Here is a 21,067-nt window from a genome sequence, read left to right as displayed (position 1 = left end):
GCGCGGTCTGCTGTGCTTCCCTCCATACCGGGACCAGCTTCGCGTACCGCGGGTCGATTCGGTCCTTCATGCGGCCTCCTGGCGATCAGCTGTCGCAGGCGTTTACTGGCTCAATCTCAATGGCAAGCGCGCCAAGCGCTTCCTTCTCGGGCGGATAGATCCTCCGGATGTTGGCCAGTTGCTCCTCGCGGGTCGCGGTCGGATTCACGTTCGCCGGCCCCTCACCATCGAGCAGGGCCTCGAAGTCGGCGTACTCGGTGACACGGAGCACCCCCACGTCGCACGTCTCATCGGTGCCCTTGATCCGGAAGCGGATCGTGTCCCCCGCCGCCATGTCGGCGAGGTGCGGGTACCGCACGCGTACCTCGATGGTCTTCCGGCCAGCAGCAACCAGGTCGAAGTACCGCCGGTACAGGTTCAGTTCGTGCCTGCGCGTGGTGCTGGTGTCGCTCATGGTGCGGTGACGCTCCTCGTCGGGGTAGACATGAGTCGGCCGAGCTCGCCGGCCGAGTACGAGCGGAAGAAGTGACGCGGGTCGGACAGCAGGGTGTCGGCCATGGCGAGCAGCTGGTCGGCGTACTCGGACAGCGAGCCGGGCCACATCCTGGTGTCGAGCATCCACGGGGCGGAGCCCTCAGGCAACGACGCCTTGCCGTCGCGGATGAGACTCTTCGACAGCTTCGCGCCTGTGTCCGTAACCACCTGCGGGCAGAACAGCCGTGCCGGAAGCTGGCCGCCGCAAAGACCGGTCGCGGTGAGCGCGTTGTCGACCAGTGTGGATCCGAAGACCCAGTCGCCGCCCTTCACCATCACGCTCAGGCGACCGTGGTCGGCGCTGGCGGCGAGTTCCTTGACGAGGTTGCGGTACAGGGTGGCGAGGTCGAGGTAGCCACCGCTGTCAGGGGCGATGCGGATTTCGTAGGGACCGTGGTGGAGGCAGACCGCGTGCACCACGGCGTGGTGGTCGCCGAGGAAGACGCGGGTGCGCTCGGCGTACTTCTCTGCCCAGCCGCAGCCCGGCGCTGGGCAGGGTACGCGGACATGCGGGGTGCCGTGGGCAGGGTCGAGCCACCATTGGGACGCATCGACACGGCGGTGCGCCCGCAGCCAAGTCCGACGGAACTGCTCTGTCTGCTGCTGTCCTGAGTACATCTCGACTGAGTACGGAATGGCCAGCCGCTCAGACAGCGCGTCGAACAATGGCCGGTACAGCTCGTTGACCAGGTCGACAAGGGCAGCCTCGCCGAGGGCGTGGACGTAGGAGCGCTGATAGCGGTGCCCCGACGTCGCGTCGGTGACAACCTCGTGCGGTGCGTTGTCGAGGGCGCCGAACTTCACGTCGACGGGGAGGTCGAAGCGCTGCCGGACTCGCGCCGCGGCGGCGAAGGTGAGCGACTGCACGAGAGATGTGCCGAGGTGCGGTACGCCGTTGATCTGTGTGCCGACCACGAACGTCACCCGCGCCGGGCGCATGGTCCGTATGCGGGGGGCGAGGACGTCTTCGGCGTGGGTTAACGCGTTCGCGAGGACTGTGTTCGGGGAAACGGGGTGCGTGGTCATGGTCTGCTCCCTGATTCATGAACAAAGGTGGTTGGGCCTGCCGCCGGGGTGACGGGGTGGGCACCGGCGGCGGACCCTGCGGCCTCCCCACGAGGGGGTCGGCGAGGCCGCGGCTCTGATGGGTTACGTCCAGCGGGGTGTCGGCGTGGTCTGCTGGGCAGCCCGGCGGCAGAGCTTGGCGTGAATCTCGATGTCGGCGCCTGCGGCGGTCGCGCCGGGGTTCGTGATCTTCTCGGTCTTCTCGCCGGGCTGGATCACCTTGTTGCAGCGAGCGCACATCATCGGCGGAGCTCCAGTGCGAGGGCGCGCAGGGCGCGCTGCACATCGCACAGCGTCGCGTCGTCCACGCACTGCTCGCAGCTCATGCCGTGCGTCTTGTACGCGGCCAACACTTGCCGGAGGGTGCACGGGACACAGCCACGCGGAAACCAGCGGCCGGCGACGCCGAGGATTGGCTCGGTCCGTGGTCCGAGGTCCAGCGCGGTGGCTCCTGTCAGCCGCTCGTTGCACCAGGCACAGGTGGCGCCTCGGACCTGCGTCGGCAGGAGCCGGGACGGGTCTGGTAGCTCCAGGTCGGCGAGCAGGGCACTCGGCGGAATTGCGGTGTCACTCGTCACGAGGTCTCCGCTTCCCGCCGGTAGCCGCCAGGCCCGAAGGCTGCGGCGAGGAGTATCGGATCGGTGAGCTGGCCCGTGCCGTCCGGTGCTTCCACCCACCACCTGCCGTCCAAGAAGCGGACGACGGGTGGGCACTTCAGCTCCCATCCGGCCGGATACACGGTGAGGCCAGCGACGTCGTCCAGCTCGTCAGCGAGGCCGGGGGGAAGCAGCCACCAGGCCAGCGCGCGGCTGATGTCCGCGAGGACGGGGCCATGTGGCGCGGCCTCCATCCGGCGGAATGCTTCGAGGGAGCGCGGCAGAGGCGCCTCGGCCACTCGCCAGTGCGGTCCGCTGGGGATGGCGGCCAACTGCCCGGCACCCCAGGCATGCTGCACTGCTGCTGGGTCCTGAGCGCAGGACAGCAGCCAAGCTTGGCCCTCGCGAGTTGGGGCGAGGGGAAGGTGTGTCGCCATGAAGCGACCGTACGCAGAGCGATTGCAGTCCTGTCCGCAGATTGCGCGGGATTGCGCACGCCGCCACGAGCGTTGCCGAGGATTGCTCACGAGAGGGTGAGGCTAGCCCTTGCACGGGCGATCAGACGGTGGGCCTGGTGGTCGAAGACGGCGGACTCCTGCATCAGGGACCAGAGCTTGCGGTAGTGGGCAACGTCGTCCGTGCCGTCCAGCCATAGCTCGGCGTTCCAGGTGTCGGCGACGACAAGCCGCTCGTCAATGATCCAGAACCCGTGCTTCGGGGAGAACGGCGTGCGGGCGCCGAGCGGGATGATGCCAAGACTCACGGTGTCCAGACCGATGAACCCACTGATCCGGTTGAGTTGTGCAGCCATGGCCTCGGGAGCGCATCGCACAACGTGCAAGGCTGCTTCCCAAACCAGCACGTAGAAGTGGCGTCCGGGCTCGTACACGGCCTCTTGGCGCTTCATGCGGGCGCGTACGCCTTCCTCGATGTCCCGGGGCGTACCGAGCCGGTTGGAGACATCTGTGAGGACGCCGCGCGCGTAATCCGGCGTTTGGAAGATGCCCGGGACGATGCCGGACTCGAAGATATGGATCGTTTCGGCCTGCGCTTCTTGGACGGCATGGCCTTCCTGCACGGCCCGGTGACCGGCGGCCAGCTGCCGCTTCCAGCTGCGGTGCACCGTCTCCAGTCGCGCCATCGCATGGACGGCGCGCTGTAGCTCGGCACTCACGGCCGGCTGCTCGGCCGCGCGAGCCCACGCCTCGACGTCAGCATCCGTCGCAGTCTGCTTGCCGGTCTCAAGACGGCTGACCTTCGAGCGCTGCCAGCCGAGCCGCTCGGCGAACTCCTTGCCATTCAGGCTGGCCTCGGTACGCAGCTCGCGCAGCCGCGCACCGAGCGCCTCACGGGCCTGCTGGTAGTCAGTGCTCACACAGTCGAAGCTACCTGCGCCACGAACTCTTCACGAGGGGTTGCGTAATGCCAGGCGGCATCCCTGATCTGGCAGAACCCCACGATGCGGACCGGGTCGTCCACGAGTTCCGCACCGAGATACTCGTCGGCACTGTCGAAGTGCAGCACCAAGGCCCGGCGCGAGTCGAACAGCCAGAAGTCGACAGCGGGCAGCCGCAGCTTCTCGGCGTCCGGGCGCCACAGGTTTCGGATGTCTTCGCCGGCCTCGCTGTTGCTGGCGGCGCTGGCGAGCAGGAACAACTGCTCCGAGGTAGGTGGACGATCCATGATCCGTACGCGCTCGATCCGCTTGCCCTGTGCCGTCTGCGCGGTGACGTTTGCGCACCAGGGACGGTGCAGATCATTCGGTACCGTCCCAGTCTCCATGAACTGGCGATATTTCTCGCCAGCCCGGTCGGAGTTGTACCCGCGGCGCGTCTCCAGTCGCCAGGCCGTGTGTTGGAAGGTCTCGAAGTACGAGCCAAAGGTGTCGTCGTTGATGAACTCTGGCACGCTGCTTACTCCGTGGGCGCGAAGCGAGTGAGCAGCTCGCGCGGGATGCGGACGAACGACTCGCCCGGGAGGACGTTCTGGATCTGGGCGACGTCCTCGGGGGCGCTGACGGCGTATCCCTGCACGACGATGTCCCCGGTGGTGGCGTCCTCGTACAGAGTGGGGCACTTTCCGTCGTCACTGGTGGTGCCGAGCATGCGAAGTTGCATGGCCATGGCTTCTCCCTCTCGCGCCGTGGGTGTGTCTCCAGGATGCGGCGGATAGCGAGAGCGCGCAGCCAGATTGCGGAGGATTGTGCGATCAGGCCGTGGACGCGCAGCCGGTTGCGCGCAATTGGGTGCCCGGTCAGGGTAATGACTGGGCACAGCGCACGCCTACTTGTCCGCGGCCCATTCGACCGGGTCGAGACCGTCCGGCGCATACACGACCCGCTCAGGCTTCTTATCGCTCGGCACGGGGTAAGCGATCAGGCCAGCCGCGCACCGGCCGGCCTCGACCGCCCTGTCCATGGGGAACTCCGGCTTCGGCATATCTCCACCGGTGCTGCCGGTGACCTCGATGCTCGTGCCGTCTGCATACTCCAGCGACCAGGGAGTTTGGCTGACGCTGATGTCGGGTCCGCTGAGATTGCAGACCTTGACATAGATCGTGGCCCAGACGTCACCGCCCTGGAAATCCTCCGGCTTCTGCGGCTGCGGCCCCTTGTACGGCTGCTCGTATTCCGCAGCTTGGATGACGAGGTGCACATCGTTGGCGCCGTCGTTGATCACCTTCTTTGCGCCCATGGAGAGCACGCCGTTGCTGGCCGTCGCACCCTTCGGGCTAGTGGGAGCAGCGACTGTCTTGGTGACTGTCACTGTCGGCGACGGCTTGGCGTTGCCACCACTGCAAGCAGTGGCACCGCCGGCAATGATCAGAGTGCTGACAAGCCCAGCAGTTCGAGTACGCATCGTCCCCCCATAGCAAGTTGATTCCGGAAGGGCATCTTGCATGCCGTGAGAGGGATGTGTGGGCACCGTGTCCATCTCGTGACGCCGGTAGGGCGATCGCGTACGACGGACGCTGCCAGAATGCTGCCCATGACTGAGGGGGGCACGTGAACCAGTGCACGGCTAGGACAGCCAAGGGGGCTCGCTGTCGCAAGCATCTGATGGTCTGGTACGGACTCGGCGCTCACCCTGGCGTCTGCGAGCTCCACGCCACCCCAGAGCAGAAGGCCGCGTCAACGACGGCGCTAGACATCCCCGTCAACATCGCGACCGCTGACCCCGCCACGGTGTTTCCTGGCGTATCGATCACACCTCAGCGGCTCATCTGCGATGCCGTGGGTGGCTGGGTGGCAAAGATTCGTGGCACGAACGAGCAGTACATGTACGCGCGCACCTTCCTCAATCGCGGCCGCACCGCCCCCTACGGCTGGCCTCTGCCCGGAGCCGGCCTGTATGAGTGCCGCGAGATCGGTCCGCACGGGAAGTTCTCGGGCTTCTTCGTGATGAAAGGTGCTTTCCGGCGGAAGGTGCAGCTGGTGACCCCAGAGGAGGCCGCCCGCATCGCCAGCCGGATGGGCCCGCAGCCTGCCGAATAGAAGACGCCGACACACCTGTGCCCCAGCCCGGCAGCACGGGCGCCGTCGGCCTCTCAGAGAGACCTCACGCCTCTCCCTGTGCAGGGGGCGAAGTCTCCGTGAGCTGCTCATCGTGAAGCAGTTGCCACCACACGCCCTCTGCGTCCCTAAACCGAGTCACTGGCCTGGCGCGCATCAGCAACGTGTCCACGAAGAAGGGAGAAGTGAAGACGGCCTGTTGCCCCCTGCCCAGAACGGCAACGGCGCCCCCGCCAGTGCGCTCGTTCGTCTCCACCCATCGCGCTGGCTCACCAGCGAAGGTCATTGTCAGGTCGTACACAGGGGCATCGCTGTCGTTACGCACGATGACGGTCCAGTGATCGGCGCCGGCCAGCTGACCGGTTTCCGGGTCGAGTTCTGCTCCGCCGGCAGTGCGGATTAGCCGAACTCGCCTGGCCTGAGTGCTTCGGCGGTCATGGAGCTCGGCCATCAGCTGCTGCCGCTCTAGCTGAAGGTTTGCTGACTGCTCTGCGATGAAGCTGCGTTGCTCACCGATCTGATCGCGTTGACTCTTCAGAGTCCAGACGGCGGCGCCGGCCGCAGCGGCGGCGAATATGGTCCCGAGCCAGGTCGGAACGTCTCCCCAGTTGATCGCACTCATGCACGCAGAGTATGACGCTCCTTTCGGGTGCAGGTCGGGGAACCCGATGTCGCGGAGGAGCGGCTGACGAGCTACTCGCCCGGGCTTCCCCTCACTGGCTGCGCGCGGCCATGTGGGAGTCGCGCCGATCCCCATCCCGACGAAAGCGGCCCCGCTCCCCCGCGACAGGGAGGAACGGGGCCGCGATCATGAGTGCGCCGGATGTCAGGCTGGCGCCGTCAGTAGTCGTTCGGGCAGGGCGCTTCGTTGCCGTCGGCGTCGCGGTGGGTGGTCTTGGCGTCGACGCCAGAGCGAGCGGGGATGACGACGAGCGTGCCGCCGCACGCGCAGGCGTGATAGGTGGGATCGGACATGCGTGCCTCCATGAGGTCTAGGGCTTTCACCCCTTAGTGCACGGCATGGTGCCTGGACAGCGCGAGACTCCAGCTCTGTTCGGTGTGTCGCCGACCGAGGTCAGCGGCTGCCCGCCTCATGCGTGCGACGCCAGGCGTTGTGGGCGCGTCGACCGGTACGGAGGCGGTGGCGCCGTCCGTGGCAGCGTGGGCACGACCGCGGCTTCCCAAACCGTTCGATCTCCCCCGTGCCTCGGCATCGGCGGCACGGGCCGAACGGCTTCACGGCGCACAACACGGCGTAGCCGCCGAACCCGAGCAGGACCGTAGCCATAGCGACCAGCATGGGTGCCTCTCTCCTTCGGTTCCTGGGTGTTTCCCGTTTCCGGCGCCTCTGCTGCTAGGCGCTAGCTGGCAGGTCAGAGGGCGGTTCTGCTGCTAGCGGGGGTGCTAGACCTAGCAGGGCGGGGTGCTAGGTCTAGCGGGTGGGCGAGGTCAGGCGGCGGCCCTGTCGGCGTCACGTCGGGTGATGGCGGCGACCACGTCGGCGCGTTTGATGCCGCGCCGGTTCTTGCCCTCGCCGTCGTCGGTGGTGCCCCACACCTGAGCCGTCCTCACGCCCCACGGCTTGAGTGCGGACGTGACGTTCTCGCCCGTCCAGCCCGCGTACACGTCGGGCCGCAGCTCGGTGAGCCGGGCGGCGATCCGCTCGTTCCACACCTGGTCTTCGTCGGCGCCGACCACCTTCAGGATGTCGCCGAGGAGATCCATGCCAGAGGTCTCTGCGGGGCCCTCGCCGATGGCGTGGCCGGTGATATTGCCGTACGCCTCGCGCAGCTGGCGGGCGCGGTCGACTACCTGCTCGGCGGCCGGCCCGTCCACGAACGCCGAGGCCACGATGAGCGGATCATCGCCCTCACCGGACATCCAGCAGATACCGCGGTCGGAGCGGGAGAACATCGTCGCGCGGATGCCGGCCTTGTACGCGCCGGTCCCGAGGACCATGTCGTTCGCGGTGTGGCCCATCACCTTCAGGCAGAACCGCAGCACGGCGTTGGCCGAGATGCCCGGCGGGAGGCTCTTGGCGTCGGGCCGCTGGGTGGCGAAGATGCCGACGATGCCGAGGGCCGGGCCGCGTTTGGTGATGTCCGTGCAGATGGACTCCAGCTCGGCGCCGTACTTCTCGTGTTCGAAGGGGACTTGGCACTCGTCGAAGCCGACGATGATCGGGTGCAGGCCGAGGCTCTTGTCGCTGGCCAGAGCCGGGGTGACCTTCGACTCGGGGCAGCGCGCCTTGGGCAGGCTCCGGATCACCTTGGCGCGGCGCCGCAGTTCGTCCTTCAGCTCCCGCATCGCGTTGACCACGTAGAGGAGATCCTCGTCTTCCTCGCCGGACCGGTAGCGGTGGCAGACGGGCTCCAGCGGGCCGAGGTCGCCGGTGCCCTTGAAGTCGAACGCCATGAGCTGTGCGCGCGGGTCGAGGGCGGCGATGAGCAGCAGCAGGCGGAGCAGGAACGTCTTGCCCATTCGTGGGATGGAGCCGATGACGACGGAGGCGAACATCAGGGTGACCATGATGTCCCGCATGCGCTGGTCGTTGCCGAACACGACGGGCTTGAACAGGTCGACCTCGCCCTCCTTCAGCAGCGGCCACGCCGGCTTGCTGGTCTCGTTCATGGGCTTGTCGCCCACCCACAGGATCAGCCGGCCCTCGTGCTCGTCGGGGTCGCCGGACGGCCAGACGCAGCCGAGTTTGCGGCGCAGGCCGGAGGCGAGGGCCTGCCGTTCCTCCATGACGTCCTCGGGCACCACGCCGTAGGGCAGGTCGAGGTCGGCGCGGTAGCCGGGGCCGTCGCGGGTGATCTCGCTGGTGAAGCGCATGCCGTTCATGTCGCCGCCCTTCTTGATGGCGGCGGAGATCTTCGTGTTGCCGATGGCGTCCAGGGCGCGGAGGACGATCGTGCCGGTGAGCTTCTGCAACTCGGTGCGCATCACGGCCGGGCCGATGACGGGGGCGTCGGGCTGCTGGCCGAAGTAGCCGATCGTCAGCACCCCGCCGGCCGCGAACACGTACAGGAAGGCGGGGGCCATGACGTACAGCCAGAGGGCGAAGCTGAGGCCGAACGCGCAGGCGACGACGGTGACCAGGCCGCGCAGGCGGATACGTCCGGCGCGGAGCCGGGCGAGGCGCATGTACTCCTCGACGTCTTCCTGTCTCACGGTGTAGTCCCGCAGGGGGGCGGCCTCGCGGTCCCACACCCACCTGTTGGTCGTGGTGACCAGGCGGGCGGCGCCGCGGGGTGCCATGAGGGTGAGCTGTGCGGCGTACCAGGGGGCGCGGAGCCCGTGGTAGGCGGTGGCGTAGCCGGCGCGCCCTGCCGCGCGTTCGACGGTGGCGAGCAGATCGCGGCGGGACCGTAGCCAGGGGGCGATGACGGGGCGCCGCTTTTCGCTGGTGACCCCCGGCTCGGGCAGGTTCGGGTTGTCCACGGGAACGGGAGGCGGGGCGGGTGCGTCCGCTTCGGCGGGCGGGGCGGCAGTCGGCTCGGTGTAGGCGGGGATGAGCGTGTCCGTCATGCTGGTCTCTCCGGTCGTTCTGTTGGGCGGTCCGGGACACGGGGCGGCCGGCTTCCTTGGCGGGGTGACGGCCGCCCCGTGGCGTACCTAGTGCTGCTTGCGGGTTGCGGCGGCGAGGATGTCGGCGTGGTCGAACGCGAGCGGCGGCAAATCGCTCAAGGGCCACCACTCGACGGTGGCCGCGTCATCACCTGCCTCGATGGGTGTGCTGGGCAGGACGGCCAGGCGGTAGGCGACCGTGACGTACCGCCCCCTCGGGTCACGGTCAGGCGCGTCCCAGACGCCGATCTGCTCCAGCTCCGCCTCGATCGCGTAGACGCCGGCCTCCTCGGCGAGCTCGCGGGCGGCGGCGGCCCGACTGGTCTCGCCGGGGTCGACGTGCCCGCCGGGGAGCGCCCAGCAGCCCTTGTGCGGGTCCCACCCGCGCTCGATCAGCAAGACGTACCCGTCGGTCGTGGTGACGACCACGTCGGCGGTGTAGCGGATGGTCTCGACCTTCTCGCTCATCTCAGTTCCCTTTGCCATGGCTAGTTGCCCTTCTGCTTGCGGCGAGCGGCAGCGCGGGCGTCTTCCCGGTCCTGCGCCTCCTCGCGGATCCGCTCCGCGCGGTTCTCCAGAGCCTTGGTGGACTTGCCCTTCTCCTGCCTGCGGGCGATCCGGTAGCCGAGGACGACGGTCGCGGCCAACTCGCGCAGGTTGTGCGGGTCGTGTTCGGTGGCGGCCATGGGTCAGTCCTCCGTCGTCTCGTCGGTGACCGGCTGGGCGGCCAGTTCGGCGGCGAGGGCGATGTAGACGCGGGCGGTGTCCGCCCACGCGCCGGACGCCGCGGCGTACATCTGCGTCTGGCTGTGCAGGTCACGGATGGTGCTCGCGCGCTGCGCCTCGGCCGCGAGGTAGCGCGCCTTGTCGGCGGCCGTGGTGGCCTCGGTGAGGGCCTCGTCTCGGGTCATGGTCACTTTCCCTTCAAGTAGTCGCGCCACATGGCGCGGAGGATGAGCAGGCAAGCGGTGGCGCATACGGCGCCGATGGCGACAGCGACGGCGAACACGGCGACGGCCATGCCGACCGAGACGACGACTCCGCCGATCACGACCCACTTCTTCGCGTCGAACGACTGCGCCGGGGCGGTCGGCGCCTGCGGCTGCTGCTGGGCGAGCAGCTGCTGCGCGGCGAGAATCGCCGCGATCTGCTGGACCATCTCGCTGTTGTCGGCGGCCTCGATCGCGTCGCGGGCAGCCTTCTCCAGGTCGCTCACCGCGCCCACCGCCGGATCGTGGGCAGGTGCGGGCGGGCGGCCAGTCCGAGGCCGAACGCGAGCAGGACGGGCTGGGCGAGGACCCAGGCGAGTACGGCGCCGAGCACGGCCAGCAGGTTCGGGATGAGGAGGAGAACGCCGAGCAGGGCGGCGAGGAGGAACCAGCGCATCACGCGTATCCGCCTTCCATGTCGGTGTTGCGGGGCGTTGCGGAGTGGGTGGAGTCGGTCTTCTTCGCGGCCCTCGACAGGGCGGCACGGATGTGGTTCTCCGGCAGGACTAGACGCCTCGACTGCTTCAGGTGGTCGGCGATCTCGCGGGCTGTTGCGTCCGGCCCGAGGGCTGTTGCGGCTTCCTCGACGGCGTCCTGCACGCTCAATGCGGGCAGCTCTGTGACCTGGGGCGCAACAGCCGCATCAGGGCGGTCGACGGTGTACTCTGCGGGCTGCTGGCCGAGGACCAAGGCGACGGCGACCGGGTCGACGCTGACGCCGTAGGCGCCAAGGACGTGAGCCAGCTCAGCGGGGGGCGCATCAGGTCGCGCATCAGCGGCAAGCCGGATCGCGTCCACGGGGTCCATCTCGGCGAACTCCCGGCGCAGGGCCTCCGTCGCGGACCGAGGTCGCTGACCACCGGCCGGGGGGCTCGCCGCACCCTCCGTGTCGGGGAGGGAGAGCATCCGGCCGAGGGCGCGGCCGGCGCCCGCCTTGAGCCTGTCCCTGGATACCTCCACCAAGCCTTCTGCCAGGCCCGGATCCCCGGCCCCGACACGGCCGATCAGCTGCCATGCCTTGCGGGTCGCGGCCTCCTGCCGGTCCTTGTCCGGGTGCCCGGCGGCGAGGGCCTGCTGATAGGCGAGCTGCTGCACGGTGGCCGCGTTCCGGCGGTCGGCCTCGGCGTCGCGGCCGGTCGTGTAGACCACGATCGAGCGGGCGATGAACCCGAGTCCCTCGGCAGCGCCGGACATCGCCAACGGGGTGACCGCGTACACGACCGCCTCGCGGCCGTCGGAAGCAATGGCCACACCGACGCAGCTGGCTGCCACGGGCGCCGTCCACAGTCCGGCCCGGACCGGGGCGGGGGACGGCTGGCCGAGCATGGTCCGACCGAGCAAGATCAACGCGAAGATCAGGGTGAGGCCTTCGCCTGCCGCGACGACACCAGCCGCGGTCGCCTGCCGGTGGAACGCGGAAGCGGCGTTGGTGTAGGTACCCCAGGCGCCGATGCCGCCGACGAAGGCCATCGCTCCAGCCAGGGCACTGAACACGATGGTCTGGGTCTTGGTCAGGGAGCGTGTGTTCACTGGTCTTCACCGCCTGCCTGCGGGGCGACCGGCCGCAGGGGGTAGCCGCGGTCGGCGAGGGCGGCGTTGAGGTAGTCGAGGGCTTCGGCGTCCGTGATGCGCATCTGGTGCTCGCCGAACGCGAGCGCGACGATCTCGGCGGTGCTGGCCGTGTCGGGGCCGCCGCAGGTGGCGTGGCGGCTGACGACCTTGAACGCGACGCGCATCAGCCGCTGGTGCTGGTGGAAGGCCCGGCGGCGGCCGGTGAACTTGAACATGGGGTTACTCCGGGAGTTCGGTGAGGACACCGGCAGCGCGGGCGATGCGGTGGCCGAGGAGGTTGGAGCCGTGCCGGTCGCGGGCGGCGTCGGTGACGACGAGGTGCGCGAACAGCACTGCGGGGGGTGGGAGGGGCCGGGCGGACCGGGCCACCGCGCGGAGGGCGGCAACCTCGGTCGGGCGCCGGACAGGGCCGCGGTTCACCGGTCCTCACCGCCGAGGATTCGGGTGAGCTGGTCGGCCAGATCCCGCAGCTGGTCGGCGTACGCATCGAGGCGGCCGGCGAGGTCGTACAGCTGGTCGGGGCCGAGGGTCTCGCCGAGCGGGTACACGGATACGCCGGGCGTGGGACCGCCAAGTCCCTCAGTTCCGGGCGCGGCGTTGGGGGACTGCACCAGGCAGGCGGTCATTAGGAGGGCGCGCCGGAACGTCAGAACGGTGTCGGTGCTGCTGTGGATGATGTTGGCGTACTGCGTTTCGGGATCGTGGATCGCGTGGCCGAGGCACCAAGAGGGTTCGGGGAGGGTGACGTCTCCGTGGTCGCTGGTGGTGAGGGTGACCGTGGGCGGATGCTCAGTGCTCACTGGGGCTCACCCGCCTCGACGGCGGCGACGAGGGTGCGGAGCCGCATCGACAGAATGACCGCGGAACGGATCATGTCGTCGACGTCGTGAATGTTCGCCGCGTCCGTCTCGGCCAAGGCCTCGCGGGCCATGTCCAGCTCGGCGGCGATGCCCAACGAGCACCCACCGACAGCGAACTGCCGCAGGGGCGACACCGCGTCCACCTCGGCGGAGCTGCTCATCGGCGGGCCCCCTTGCGGATGACGCCGGTGACGCCGGCCTCGGTGATACGGACGTCGACGCGACCGCTGATGGCCCCGGCAGCGACCATGCGCCGACCGCCGATGTTCAGGCCAAGCTGGCGGCGGTCACGACGGGCCATGGACTCGGCGTTCTCGTCGGCCGCCGCCTTGGCCGCGGCGTGAACCTCGCGGCATCGGGTGCAGCGGGCGAAGTGGTCAGCGCGGACGGCGGCAACGTAGATGCTGCTGGCCTCCTGCCCGCGGGCGGCCCGCTCGGTGCGGGCCGTCTCGGTCGGGTTCGTCATCGGGCGCCACCGGCGAACGCGGCGATCAGGGCGACGGCGGCGATGAACTCCGGCTTCCGCGGCTTGTACGCGGCGAGCAGGGTGCGCACCTGGCTAAGCGTCCAGTGGGCGACGGCGCGGGTGTGGTGGCCGCGGCCTCCGGCGACGGTGCGCTTGGTGCGGGCCTGCTCGGCGGGGGTGAGGCCGAGGCGCTTCGCCACGGACCGCAGGCCGTTGGTAACGCCGGTGACGGTGTCCTTGGCGACCCCGGAGGCGACGGCGACGGTCGCGAGAGAGCGGGGGCGGCGCCGGCAGCTGGCGGCGAGACGCTGGGCGGCGGCACGTGCGGTGACGCGGGCCCGGAGGATCCGGCGGTTGGCGCGGCGGGTGCGGCGAATGGCAGAGTTCTGCACAGCGATCTCCTGTTGCGTCAGGTAGGTCGTGAGGCCCCGCGCCGGTGGGACTTGGCGGAAACACCGGTGCGGGGCCGCCCCGTTTTCGGAGCGCTTAACCTTGTATCTACACAGTAAGACAGAACCTTGTAGATACACAAGCCCCATGGGAGCATTCCGTGTATCTACGAGAGAGGTAGCGCGATGGCAGAGCAGGCAGGCGAGGCGCCGAAGCGGCACACGACCCCGCGCCCGATCCGCGTGCCGGATCCGCTTTGGCAGGCGTACGGAAGGGTGTGCGAGCGACTCGACACCGACCGGACGAACGATCTTCTGGACCACATGAGGGCCCGCGTCGTGGAGCACGGGACCGTTGAGGACCGGGCTGACCTTGAGAGGGCTGAGCGCGAAGTCGCCGAGCGACGCTCTCGTAAGGGTGGCCGGCCAAGACAGCAGCCGCTCGGCGATAGCTGAAGACGGAGCCAGAGCGCCGTCTCACATTCGTCTCACGGACACGCTCGTGATGACCCACACAAGGGCCCGCTGACCTGTAGTTTCCTACGGTCCCTGGACGGTACGGACCCTGTATGGACGGACTGTAAACTCTGGACACGTGACTTCAGCGCCCGCCAAGCCCCGCATCCCGAACGTCCTCGCCGGACGCTACGCCTCCGCCGAGCTCGCCACGCTCTGGTCGCCCGAGCAGAAGGTGAAGCTGGAGCGGCAGCTCTGGCTCGCCGTGCTGCGGGCCCAGAAGGACCTCGGCATCGAGGTGCCGGACGAGGCGATCGCCGACTACGAGCGTGTCCTCGACACCGTCGACCTGGCCTCGATCGCCGAGCGCGAGAAGGTCACCCGGCACGATGTGAAGGCGCGGATCGAGGAGTTCAACGCCCTCGCCGGGCACGAGCATGTGCACAAGGGCATGACCTCCCGTGACCTCACGGAGAACGTCGAGCAGCTCCAGATCCGGCTCTCCCTGGAGCTGATGCGCGACCGCAGCGTGTCCGTCCTCGCCCGTCTGGGCAAGCTGGCCGGCGAGTACGCCGAGCTGGTCATGGCCGGCCGCTCGCACAACGTGGCCGCGCAGGCCACCACCCTCGGCAAGCGCTTCGCGACCGCCGCCGAAGAGCTGCTCGTGGCCTACGGCCGCGTCGAGGAGCTGCTCGCCCGCTATCCGCTGCGCGGCATCAAGGGCCCGGTCGGCACCGCGCAGGACATGCTGGACCTGCTGGGCGGCGACGCGGCCAAGCTCGCCGAGCTGGAGCAGCGGATCGCCGTCCACCTGGGCTTCTCCCAGGCGTTCACCTCGGTCGGCCAGGTCTACCCGCGCTCGCTGGACTACGAGGCCGTCACCGCGCTGGTGCAGCTGGCGGCGGCCCCGTCCTCGCTGGCCAGGACGATCCGGCTGATGGCCGGCAACGAGCTGGTCACCGAGGGCTTCAAGCCGGGCCAGGTCGGCTCCTCGGCGATGCCGCACAAGATGAACACCCGCTCCTGCGAGCGCGTCAACGGCCTGATGGTGATCCTGCGCGGCTACGCCTCGATGACCGGCGAGCTGGCGGGCGACCAGTGGAACGAGGGCGATGTGTCCTGCTCCGTGGTGCGCCGCGTCGCGCTCCCGGACGCGTTCTTCGCGCTGGACGGCCTGCTGGAGACCTTCCTGACCGTGCTCGACGAGTTCGGCGCGTTCCCGGCGGTCATCGCCCGTGAGCTGGACCGCTACCTGCCGTTCCTCGCCACCACCAAGGTGCTGATGGGCGCGGTGCGCGCCGGGGTCGGCCGCGAGGTCGCGCACGAGGCGATCAAGGAGAACGCGGTCGCCACCGCCCTGGCCATGCGCGAGCAGGGCGCCGAGCGCAACGATCTGCTGGACAAGCTCGCCGCGGACGAGCGGCTGCCGCTGGACCGTGCGCAGCTGGCCGCGCTGATGGCCGACAAGCTGTCCTTCACGGGCGCCGCGGCCGACCAGGTCGGCGTGGTCATCGGCCGGATCGAGGAGATCGTCAAGCAGCGCCCGGAGGCCGCCGGCTACACCCCCGGAGCGATCCTCTGACTCCGCGTCTTTCGAAGGCGGACCTGGAGGCCGCCCGCGACCGTCTCGTCCCGGACGTGGTCGCGGGCGGCCTGCGGGTGCTCTTCTGCGGTATCAACCCGGGCCTGATGACGGCGGCCACCGGCCACCACTTCGCCCGGCCCGGGAACCGGTTCTGGCCGGTGCTGCACCTGTCCGGCTTCACCCCGCGACGGCTGGAACCGGCCGAGCAGGGGGAGCTGTTGTCTTACGGCCTCGGCATCACCAATGTCGTGGCCCGCGCCACCGCCCGGGCGGACGAGCTGACCGCCGAGGAGTACGCCGAGGGCGGCCGGCTGCTGACCGAGAAGGTACGGCAGCTCGCGCCGCGCTGGCTCGCCGTGGTCGGTGTGACCGCCTACCGCGCCGCCTTCGCCGACCGCGCCGCCCGGATCGGCCCCCAGCAGCGCACCATCGGCGACACCCGGATCTGGGTTCTCCCCAACCCCAGTGGTCTGAACGCCCATTGGACGGTGGCGACGATGGCGGAGGAGTACGGGCGGCTGCGGCTGGCGGCCGAGGAGTAGCTCAGGCGTCCCTGCGGCTCACGGACCACATCCCCGCCAGCAGCGCCGCCGCACTCCACAGGGCGCACATCGCCAGTCCGGTCCAGGGGCCGAGGGGGCCGTCCCAGGAGCTGTGCAGGGCGACCTGGCCCGCGCGGTCGGGGAGGAAGTCGGCGATGCCCGAGGACATGTCGCCGATCACGAAGGACACGATCAGCAGGAACGGGATCAGGATCGAGAGGGTCGCGACACCGCTGCGCAGTACGGCGGTGAGGCCCGCGGCGAACAGGGCCATCAGGGTGAGCTGGAGGGCGCAGCCGACGGCGCCGCGCAGCCCCTCGGCCCAGGTCGGCCCTTCGGCGCCGAGGGCGGCCTTGCCGACCAGGAGTGTCACCGCTCCCGTGAGCAGTCCGACGGCGAGCGCGGGCAGGGCGATCGCGGCGGCCTTGGCGGCGAACCAGCGGGGCCGGTCCGGGGTGGCCGCCAGGGTCAGCCGCAGCGCCCCGCCCCGGAACTCCGCCGCCACGGCCGTCGTACCGAAGGCGATCGCGGCGATCTGTCCGAAGCTGATGCCGAAGAACGCGGAGAACAGCGGGTCGGGGTCGTTCTCGTCGGGAGCGGCCGAGGCGAGCGCGGAGAAGGCGGCCGTGACGAGGACGACTGCGGCCAGCGCGCCGATGAGCGAGCGCAGGGTGCGGATCTTGATCAGCTCGGCGCGCAGAACCGGGACGAACGGCATGGTCAGACCTCCTGGGGCTGGGCGGTGAACTCGGCTTCGGCGGCGGTCAGATCGAGGTACGCCTGCTCCAAGGTGCCCTCGTGGGCGGCCAGTTCGAGTACGGGCACGCCTTCCTGGGCGAGCAGACGGCCGAGTTCCTCGGCGCGGGTGTGCCGTACCGTCCAGGCGCCGTCCGGGTGCCGTACGGCGTCGTGGCCGTGCCGGGCGAGCAGTTCGCCGAGCGCGGCCGTGTCGGAGCTGCGGACCCTGACCTCGGGCTGGACGCGGGCGTCGATGAACTCCCGCACGGGGGTGTCGGCGAGGAGGCGGCCGCGGCCGAGGATCACCAGGTGGTCGGCGAAGGAGGCGGTCTCGTTCATCAGATGGCTGGAGACCAGGACGGTACGGCCGTCGGCGGCGAGGCCGCGCAGCAGGGTGCGGATCCAGACGATGCCCTCGGGGTCGAGGCCGTTGGCGGGTTCGTCCAGCAGGATCACCTCGGGGTCGCCGAGCAGGGCCGCGGCGATGCCGAGCCGCTGGCGCATGCCGAGCGAGTAGGTGCCCACCCGGCGCCGGGCCACCTCGGCGAGACCGGTGTGTTCGAGGACCGCGTCGACGCGGGCGCCGGGGATGCGGTTGCTGGCCGCGAGGGCCCGCAGATGATCGCGGGCGCTGCGGGAGCGGTGCGCGGCCCCGGCGTCCAGCAGGGCGCCCACCCGGCGCAGCGGCTCGCGCAGCGCGGCGTACGGCCGGCCGCCGATGGTGGCGGTGCCCCCGGTGGGGCGGTCGAGGCCGAGGACGAGGCGCATGGTGGTGGACTTGCCCGCGCCGTTGGGGCCGAGGAAACCGGTGACACGGCCGGGGCGGACGCTGAAGCCCAGACCGTCCACGGCCCGCCTGGTGCCGTACTCCTTGGTGAGGTCGTGTACGTCGATGCTGGTCATGGCTTCAGCCTGGCGGGGCACGGGAGTTGACGCCTCCCCCGCCGGTGGGGTTCGTCTCCCCCGCGCGGGGGAGGTCCGTTGTCAGTGGCGGGTGCGACGATGTGTCCATGGTCCGCTTCCTGCGCCCGTTGCTGCGCGGGACGACGTACACACGGCTGCTGCATCTGTGGGTGCCGATGCTGATGGAGAGTCTGTGGCTCTTCATCGACCCCGGGCGTCCCTGGGTGCCCGCCCTGGTACTCGTCCCGCTCGGGCTGCTGCCCGCCGTCCGCCGGGGCGAGGGCGTGCAGGCGCGGTTGCTGCTGACGCCCGACGCGCCGGAGTCCGGCATATCCGAGGCCCCGGCGGCGAATTGGCGGGACCGGCTGCGCACGGTGGCCTGGCTGGAGCTGCGCTGGGTGCTCGGCTGGGTGACCTGCTTCATCACGGTGTTCTCGCTCGTCTCCGCGGTCGAGCTGGCGGGCTGCGCGTGGGGGCACGCGCCGTCCGGGATGCCGCTGCTGGACCGGCTGTCACCGGCGCCCGCCTGGGCCCTGCTGTCACCGCTTCCACTGCTCGCCCTGTACGGCGCGGTGGTCGGTCTGGGCGCGCTGGTCACGGCGTGCGCGCGCCGGCTGCTCGGGCCGTCGGCCGCCGAGCTGCTGGCCGCGCTGGAGGAGCGCACCGAGCAGCTGCTCGAACGGAACCGGATCGCACGGGAGTTGCACGACTCCATCGGGCACGCGCTGACGGTGGCGGTGGTGCAGGCGGGCGCGGCGCGCGCGGCGGGCGATCCGGAGTTCACCGACCGGGCGCTCGGCGCGATCGAGGAGACCGGCCGGGCCGCGCTCGCCGATCTGGAGCGGGTGCTGGGGGTGCTGCGCGAGGCCGAGCGGCCGGCGAGCGCCCGGCCCACGCTGGCCGACGCGGACCGGCTGCTGGAGTCGGCGCGGGCCTCGGGGGCGACGGTGGACGCCGATGTGTCGGGGCCGGTCGCGGCGGTGCCGGGGCCGGTGTCCCGCGAGGGGTACCGCATTCTCCAGGAGTCGCTGACGAATGTGCTGCGGCACGCGGGCGCCGTACCCGTGCGGGTCCGGGTCGCGGTCACCGACGACCGGCTGCTGCTCCGGGTGCGCAACGCGCTGCCGGAGCCGATACCCGGCTCCGGCCGGGGCAGCGGGCTGCGCGGGATACGCGAGCGCGCCGCTCTGCTCGGCGGCACCGCGCACACCGGCCCGGAGCGGGACGAATGGCTGGTCCGGGTCGAACTGCCGCTGGGCTGAGGGCCCTCGGTAGGCTGGCCGGATGCCGGTCACCGTACTCCTCGTCGACGACGAAATACTGGTCCGCGCGGGGCTGCGGGCCGTGCTCGGAGCGCAGTCCGACATCGAGGTGGTGGGCGAGGCGGCGGACGGCGCGGCGGTGATCCCGCTGGTGCGGCGGCTGCGGCCCGATGTCGTCGCCATGGATGTGCGGATGCCGCTGCTGGACGGCATCGAGGCCACCCGCGCGGTGCTGCGCACGGTCGCCGACCCGCCGAAGATCCTCGTGGTGACCACCTTCGAGGACGACGAGTACGTGTACGAGGCGCTGCGCGCGGGCGCCGACGGGTTCCTGCTGAAGCGCGCCCGGCCCGCCGAGATCGTGCACGCGGTACGGCTGGTCGCGGCGGGCGAGTCACTGCTGTTTCCGGCCTCGGTACGACGGCTCGCCGAGCGGTACGGCGACGGCTCCGGGCGGCCCGCGCGGTCCGTCCTGGAGCGGGCGCGGCTGACCGAGCGGGAGGCGGAGGTGCTGCGGCTGATGGCGCGCGGGCTGTCCAACGCGGAGATCGCCGCCGGTCTGGTGGTGGGCGCGGAGACGGTCAAGTCGCATGTGAGCGCCGTACTGGCCAAGCTCGGGGCGCGCGACCGTACGCAGGCGGTGATCGCGGCGTACGAGTCCGGGTTCGTGGAGCCGCGCTGAGCTTCCTGCCGCGCTCCGGTCGAACCCGGCGCTCGCCGGGGCGGTGCGGGACGAGTACGATCCGGCCAACACGCCCGCGAGCTGGGAGGACCGACGGTGGGCCAGCTGACCGGCGGCGATCCCTCGCTGCTGCGAAGGATCAATTCCGCGGTGGTGCTGCATGCGCTGCGGGCCACGGACTGTGCGACGCTCACCGAGATCGCGCGGGTCACCGGGCTGTCCCGGCCCACGGTCGAGGGTGTGGTGGAGGGCCTGATCGAGGCGGGGCTCGTGGTCGAGCGGGCCGCCGACGAGGGGATCGCGCGCCGGCAGGGGCGTCCGGCCCGCCGGTTCCGGTTCCGGGCCGAGGCGGGGCATCTGCTGGGCCTGGAGATCGGCCCGCACCGGGTCGCGGCGCTGCTGTCCGACCTGGACGGGCGGGTGCTGGGCCGGCAGGCCAAGGAGGTCACCGAGACGGCGTCGGCGGACGAGCGCCTGGACCGGCTGCGGGGCACGGTGGCCGAGTTGCTGCGGCGCTGCGGGGTCCCGCGGGACTCGCTGCGCGCGGTGGGTGTGGGCACGCCCGGCATCGTGGCGGCGGACGGCACGGTCCGGCTGAGCACGGCGCTGCCGCAGTGGACGGGTCTGAACCTCGGTGAGCGGCTGAGCCGTTCCTTCAAGTGTCCGGTGCTGGTGGAGAACGACGCCAACGCGGCGGCGGTCGCCGAGCACTGGAAGGGCGCGGCGGACGAGACCGACGATGTGGTGTTCGTGCTGGCCGGGCTGAGCCCCGGGGCGGGCGCGCTGATCGGCGGCCGGCTGCACCGCGGCTTCGGCGGGGCGGCGGGCGAGATCGGGGCACTGCATCTGCTGGGCCGGGAGGCCACTCCGGAGACGCTGCTGTCCACCACCGACGAACCGTTGCACCCGCTGGACGAGCAGGCGGTGGCCCAGGTCTTCGCGCTGGCGCGGGAGGGCGATCTGCGGGCGCGGGCGGCCGTGGAGCGGTTCATCCAGCGGCTGGTGCACGATGTGGCCGCGCTGGTGCTGGCGCTCGACCCGGAATTGGTCGTGGTGGGCGGCTGGGCGGCCGGCCTGGACGGCGTCCTGGAACCGCTGCGCCGCGAACTGGCCCGCTACTGTCTGCGGCCGCCCCGGGTGGCGCTGTCCGCGCTGGGCGAGGCGGCCGTGGCCACGGGGGCGCTGCGGCTGGCCCTGGACCATGTGGAGGAGCAACTGTTCGCGGTGGACGGCACGGTGACGGCGCGCCGCTGACGGCAGGGGGGCACGGCCCCGCTGACGGCGGGCGGGATCAGGGCGTGTCCGGGCGCGTCGCACTGGTCCGCGCCGCCGCGAGGGTCCGAGGCC

General features: G+C 70.6%; 31 protein-coding genes. 6 read left to right on the top strand and 25 right to left on the bottom strand.

Going from position 1 to position 21,067, the window contains the following annotated elements:
• Positions 1-85: 85 nt before the first annotated feature.
• From HEP81_RS32555 to HEP81_RS32515, 9 genes are all read right to left on the bottom strand, one after another.
• Positions 86-454: an ASCH domain-containing protein gene (locus tag HEP81_RS32555; RefSeq protein WP_037658777.1), complete on the bottom strand. Its 369-nt coding sequence runs from the start codon at positions 452-454 to the stop codon at positions 86-88.
• Positions 451-1,560 (bottom strand): hypothetical protein, encoded by a 1,110-nt coding sequence (locus tag HEP81_RS32550; protein ID WP_037658775.1) that lies wholly within the window; start codon positions 1,558-1,560, stop codon positions 451-453. The genes HEP81_RS32555 and HEP81_RS32550 overlap by 4 nt, the downstream gene beginning before the upstream one ends.
• A 123-nt stretch (positions 1,561-1,683) precedes the next feature.
• Positions 1,684-1,842: a hypothetical protein gene (locus HEP81_RS32545; protein WP_157854499.1), complete on the bottom strand. Its 159-nt coding sequence runs from the start codon at positions 1,840-1,842 to the stop codon at positions 1,684-1,686.
• Positions 1,839-2,177, bottom strand: coding sequence for a hypothetical protein (locus HEP81_RS32540; protein WP_051850343.1), 339 nt, complete (start codon positions 2,175-2,177; stop codon positions 1,839-1,841). Before HEP81_RS32540 ends, HEP81_RS32545 begins: the two co-directional genes overlap by 4 nt.
• A complete protein-coding gene (locus tag HEP81_RS41715; protein ID WP_243279652.1) occupies positions 2,174-2,632 on the bottom strand; it encodes a hypothetical protein in 459 nt (152 codons plus the stop codon). Before HEP81_RS41715 ends, HEP81_RS32540 begins: the two co-directional genes overlap by 4 nt.
• Positions 2,633-2,718: 86 nt before the next feature.
• Positions 2,719-3,570, bottom strand: a complete 852-nt coding sequence (locus HEP81_RS32530) for a helix-turn-helix domain-containing protein (RefSeq protein ID WP_037658773.1) — start codon at positions 3,568-3,570, stop codon at positions 2,719-2,721.
• A complete protein-coding gene (locus HEP81_RS32525) occupies positions 3,567-4,103 on the bottom strand; it encodes a DUF6879 family protein (protein WP_037658771.1) in 537 nt (178 codons plus the stop codon). Before HEP81_RS32525 ends, HEP81_RS32530 begins: the two co-directional genes overlap by 4 nt.
• Before the next feature lie 5 nt (positions 4,104-4,108).
• On the bottom strand, positions 4,109-4,312 hold the full coding sequence (locus HEP81_RS32520) for a hypothetical protein (RefSeq protein WP_037658893.1): 204 nt from the start codon (positions 4,310-4,312) through the stop codon (positions 4,109-4,111).
• Positions 4,313-4,477: 165 nt separating this feature from the next.
• Positions 4,478-4,888 carry a DUF4352 domain-containing protein gene (locus tag HEP81_RS32515; protein WP_243279649.1) on the bottom strand — a complete coding sequence of 137 codons (411 nt, stop codon included), beginning with the start codon at positions 4,886-4,888 and terminating at the stop codon, positions 4,478-4,480.
• A gap of 311 nt (positions 4,889-5,199) precedes the next feature.
• Here HEP81_RS32515 and HEP81_RS32510 point away from each other — a divergent pair, with 311 nt between their 5' ends.
• Positions 5,200-5,688, top strand: a complete 489-nt coding sequence (locus HEP81_RS32510; RefSeq protein WP_157854497.1) for a hypothetical protein — start codon at positions 5,200-5,202, stop codon at positions 5,686-5,688.
• A gap of 64 nt (positions 5,689-5,752) precedes the next feature.
• On the opposite strand, the gene HEP81_RS32505 is transcribed toward HEP81_RS32510, so the two are convergent.
• From HEP81_RS32505 to HEP81_RS32440, 14 genes are all read right to left on the bottom strand, one after another.
• Positions 5,753-6,328 (bottom strand): hypothetical protein, encoded by a 576-nt coding sequence (locus tag HEP81_RS32505; RefSeq protein ID WP_037658767.1) that lies wholly within the window; start codon positions 6,326-6,328, stop codon positions 5,753-5,755.
• A 218-nt stretch (positions 6,329-6,546) separates the two neighbouring features.
• Positions 6,547-6,681, bottom strand: coding sequence for a hypothetical protein (locus tag HEP81_RS42215; protein WP_274599507.1), 135 nt, complete (start codon positions 6,679-6,681; stop codon positions 6,547-6,549).
• 474 nt (positions 6,682-7,155) lie between these two features.
• Positions 7,156-9,237: a cell division protein FtsK gene (locus HEP81_RS32500; RefSeq protein ID WP_037658765.1), complete on the bottom strand. Its 2,082-nt coding sequence runs from the start codon at positions 9,235-9,237 to the stop codon at positions 7,156-7,158.
• Between the two features lie 87 nt (positions 9,238-9,324).
• Complete coding sequence (locus HEP81_RS32495; protein WP_243279648.1) at positions 9,325-9,744, bottom strand: NUDIX domain-containing protein; 420 nt, start codon at positions 9,742-9,744, stop codon at positions 9,325-9,327.
• A gap of 20 nt (positions 9,745-9,764) precedes the next feature.
• Positions 9,765-9,962: a hypothetical protein gene (locus HEP81_RS32490; RefSeq protein WP_037658759.1), complete on the bottom strand. Its 198-nt coding sequence runs from the start codon at positions 9,960-9,962 to the stop codon at positions 9,765-9,767.
• A 3-nt stretch (positions 9,963-9,965) separates the two neighbouring features.
• Complete coding sequence (locus HEP81_RS32485; protein ID WP_037658757.1) at positions 9,966-10,187, bottom strand: hypothetical protein; 222 nt, start codon at positions 10,185-10,187, stop codon at positions 9,966-9,968.
• A 2-nt stretch (positions 10,188-10,189) separates the two neighbouring features.
• Entirely contained in the window at positions 10,190-10,492 is a 303-nt protein-coding gene (locus HEP81_RS32480; protein ID WP_037658891.1) for a hypothetical protein, read from the bottom strand.
• The gene (locus HEP81_RS32475; protein ID WP_167739859.1) at positions 10,489-10,662 is read right to left on the bottom strand and encodes a hypothetical protein; all 174 of its coding nucleotides are present in this window, start codon (positions 10,660-10,662) and stop codon (positions 10,489-10,491) included. Before HEP81_RS32475 ends, HEP81_RS32480 begins: the two co-directional genes overlap by 4 nt.
• Positions 10,662-11,795 carry a hypothetical protein gene (locus HEP81_RS32470; RefSeq protein WP_051850342.1) on the bottom strand — a complete coding sequence of 378 codons (1,134 nt, stop codon included), beginning with the start codon at positions 11,793-11,795 and terminating at the stop codon, positions 10,662-10,664. Before HEP81_RS32470 ends, HEP81_RS32475 begins: the two co-directional genes overlap by 1 nt.
• Entirely contained in the window at positions 11,792-12,052 is a 261-nt protein-coding gene (locus HEP81_RS32465; RefSeq protein ID WP_037658754.1) for a hypothetical protein, read from the bottom strand. The genes HEP81_RS32470 and HEP81_RS32465 overlap by 4 nt, the downstream gene beginning before the upstream one ends.
• Positions 12,053-12,253: 201 nt before the next feature.
• Entirely contained in the window at positions 12,254-12,637 is a 384-nt protein-coding gene (locus HEP81_RS32455; protein ID WP_037658751.1) for a DUF6907 domain-containing protein, read from the bottom strand.
• Positions 12,634-12,858 (bottom strand): hypothetical protein, encoded by a 225-nt coding sequence (locus HEP81_RS32450; protein ID WP_037658749.1) that lies wholly within the window; start codon positions 12,856-12,858, stop codon positions 12,634-12,636. Before HEP81_RS32450 ends, HEP81_RS32455 begins: the two co-directional genes overlap by 4 nt.
• Entirely contained in the window at positions 12,855-13,163 is a 309-nt protein-coding gene (locus tag HEP81_RS32445; protein WP_037658747.1) for a hypothetical protein, read from the bottom strand. The genes HEP81_RS32450 and HEP81_RS32445 overlap by 4 nt, the downstream gene beginning before the upstream one ends.
• Positions 13,160-13,555, bottom strand: coding sequence for a hypothetical protein (locus tag HEP81_RS32440; RefSeq protein WP_037658744.1), 396 nt, complete (start codon positions 13,553-13,555; stop codon positions 13,160-13,162). Before HEP81_RS32440 ends, HEP81_RS32445 begins: the two co-directional genes overlap by 4 nt.
• A 592-nt stretch (positions 13,556-14,147) precedes the next feature.
• Here HEP81_RS32440 and purB point away from each other — a divergent pair.
• Positions 14,148-15,590: an adenylosuccinate lyase gene (gene purB / locus HEP81_RS32435; RefSeq protein WP_037658740.1), complete on the top strand. Its 1,443-nt coding sequence runs from the start codon at positions 14,148-14,150 to the stop codon at positions 15,588-15,590.
• A 56-nt stretch (positions 15,591-15,646) separates the two neighbouring features.
• The gene (gene mug, locus HEP81_RS32430; RefSeq protein WP_037658735.1) at positions 15,647-16,135 is read left to right on the top strand and encodes a G/U mismatch-specific DNA glycosylase; all 489 of its coding nucleotides are present in this window, start codon (positions 15,647-15,649) and stop codon (positions 16,133-16,135) included.
• A gap of 1 nt (position 16,136) precedes the next feature.
• Here mug and HEP81_RS32425 read toward each other — a convergent pair whose 3' ends face one another.
• On the bottom strand, positions 16,137-16,853 hold the full coding sequence (locus tag HEP81_RS32425; protein ID WP_037658733.1) for an ABC transporter permease: 717 nt from the start codon (positions 16,851-16,853) through the stop codon (positions 16,137-16,139).
• Between the two features lie 2 nt (positions 16,854-16,855).
• Positions 16,856-17,776, bottom strand: a complete 921-nt coding sequence (locus HEP81_RS32420; RefSeq protein WP_037658731.1) for an ABC transporter ATP-binding protein — start codon at positions 17,774-17,776, stop codon at positions 16,856-16,858.
• A gap of 107 nt (positions 17,777-17,883) precedes the next feature.
• Here HEP81_RS32420 and HEP81_RS32415 point away from each other — a divergent pair, with 107 nt between their 5' ends.
• The 3 genes from HEP81_RS32415 (at position 17,884) to HEP81_RS32405 (ending at position 20,974) form a co-directional block, all read left to right on the top strand.
• Positions 17,884-19,038, top strand: a complete 1,155-nt coding sequence (locus tag HEP81_RS32415) for a sensor histidine kinase (protein ID WP_037658729.1) — start codon at positions 17,884-17,886, stop codon at positions 19,036-19,038.
• Between the two features lie 22 nt (positions 19,039-19,060).
• Positions 19,061-19,720, top strand: coding sequence for a response regulator transcription factor (locus tag HEP81_RS32410; RefSeq protein WP_037658727.1), 660 nt, complete (start codon positions 19,061-19,063; stop codon positions 19,718-19,720).
• 96 nt (positions 19,721-19,816) lie between these two features.
• Positions 19,817-20,974, top strand: coding sequence for an ROK family transcriptional regulator (locus HEP81_RS32405; protein ID WP_037658726.1), 1,158 nt, complete (start codon positions 19,817-19,819; stop codon positions 20,972-20,974).
• The last annotated feature ends 93 nt before the right edge of the window (positions 20,975-21,067 follow it).

The sequence above is a fragment of the Streptomyces griseofuscus genome, from assembly GCF_014673495.1.
Lineage (GTDB): Bacteria > Actinomycetota > Actinomycetes > Streptomycetales > Streptomycetaceae > Streptomyces > Streptomyces murinus.
This window is presented reverse-complemented; position numbering and strand designations above follow the sequence as displayed.

Coding starts and splice junctions, on each gene's coding strand:
- HEP81_RS32545 (WP_157854499.1), bottom strand. CDS start 1,842: ATGATGTGCGCTCGCTGCAACAAGGTGATCCAGCCCGGCGAGAAGACC.
- HEP81_RS41715 (WP_243279652.1), bottom strand. CDS start 2,632: ATGGCGACACACCTTCCCCTCGCCCCAACTCGCGAGGGCCAAGCTTGG.
- HEP81_RS32495 (WP_243279648.1), bottom strand. CDS start 9,744: ATGAGCGAGAAGGTCGAGACCATCCGCTACACCGCCGACGTGGTCGTC.
- HEP81_RS32425 (WP_037658733.1), bottom strand. CDS start 16,853: ATGCCGTTCGTCCCGGTTCTGCGCGCCGAGCTGATCAAGATCCGCACC.
- HEP81_RS32500 (WP_037658765.1), bottom strand. CDS start 9,237: ATGACGGACACGCTCATCCCCGCCTACACCGAGCCGACTGCCGCCCCG.
- HEP81_RS32420 (WP_037658731.1), bottom strand. CDS start 17,776: ATGACCAGCATCGACGTACACGACCTCACCAAGGAGTACGGCACCAGG.
- HEP81_RS32555 (WP_037658777.1), bottom strand. CDS start 454: ATGAGCGACACCAGCACCACGCGCAGGCACGAACTGAACCTGTACCGG.
- HEP81_RS32550 (WP_037658775.1), bottom strand. CDS start 1,560: ATGACCACGCACCCCGTTTCCCCGAACACAGTCCTCGCGAACGCGTTA.
- HEP81_RS32515 (WP_243279649.1), bottom strand. CDS start 4,888: ATGGGCGCAAAGAAGGTGATCAACGACGGCGCCAACGATGTGCACCTC.
- HEP81_RS32465 (WP_037658754.1), bottom strand. CDS start 12,052: ATGTTCAAGTTCACCGGCCGCCGCCGGGCCTTCCACCAGCACCAGCGG.
- HEP81_RS32415 (WP_037658729.1), top strand. CDS start 17,884: ATGGTCCGCTTCCTGCGCCCGTTGCTGCGCGGGACGACGTACACACGG.
- HEP81_RS32410 (WP_037658727.1), top strand. CDS start 19,061: ATGCCGGTCACCGTACTCCTCGTCGACGACGAAATACTGGTCCGCGCG.
- HEP81_RS32505 (WP_037658767.1), bottom strand. CDS start 6,328: ATGAGTGCGATCAACTGGGGAGACGTTCCGACCTGGCTCGGGACCATA.
- HEP81_RS42215 (WP_274599507.1), bottom strand. CDS start 6,681: ATGTCCGATCCCACCTATCACGCCTGCGCGTGCGGCGGCACGCTCGTC.
- HEP81_RS32485 (WP_037658757.1), bottom strand. CDS start 10,187: ATGACCCGAGACGAGGCCCTCACCGAGGCCACCACGGCCGCCGACAAG.
- HEP81_RS32475 (WP_167739859.1), bottom strand. CDS start 10,662: ATGCGCTGGTTCCTCCTCGCCGCCCTGCTCGGCGTTCTCCTCCTCATC.
- HEP81_RS32490 (WP_037658759.1), bottom strand. CDS start 9,962: ATGGCCGCCACCGAACACGACCCGCACAACCTGCGCGAGTTGGCCGCG.
- HEP81_RS32520 (WP_037658893.1), bottom strand. CDS start 4,312: ATGCAACTTCGCATGCTCGGCACCACCAGTGACGACGGAAAGTGCCCC.
- HEP81_RS32445 (WP_037658747.1), bottom strand. CDS start 13,163: ATGACGAACCCGACCGAGACGGCCCGCACCGAGCGGGCCGCCCGCGGG.
- HEP81_RS32450 (WP_037658749.1), bottom strand. CDS start 12,858: ATGAGCAGCTCCGCCGAGGTGGACGCGGTGTCGCCCCTGCGGCAGTTC.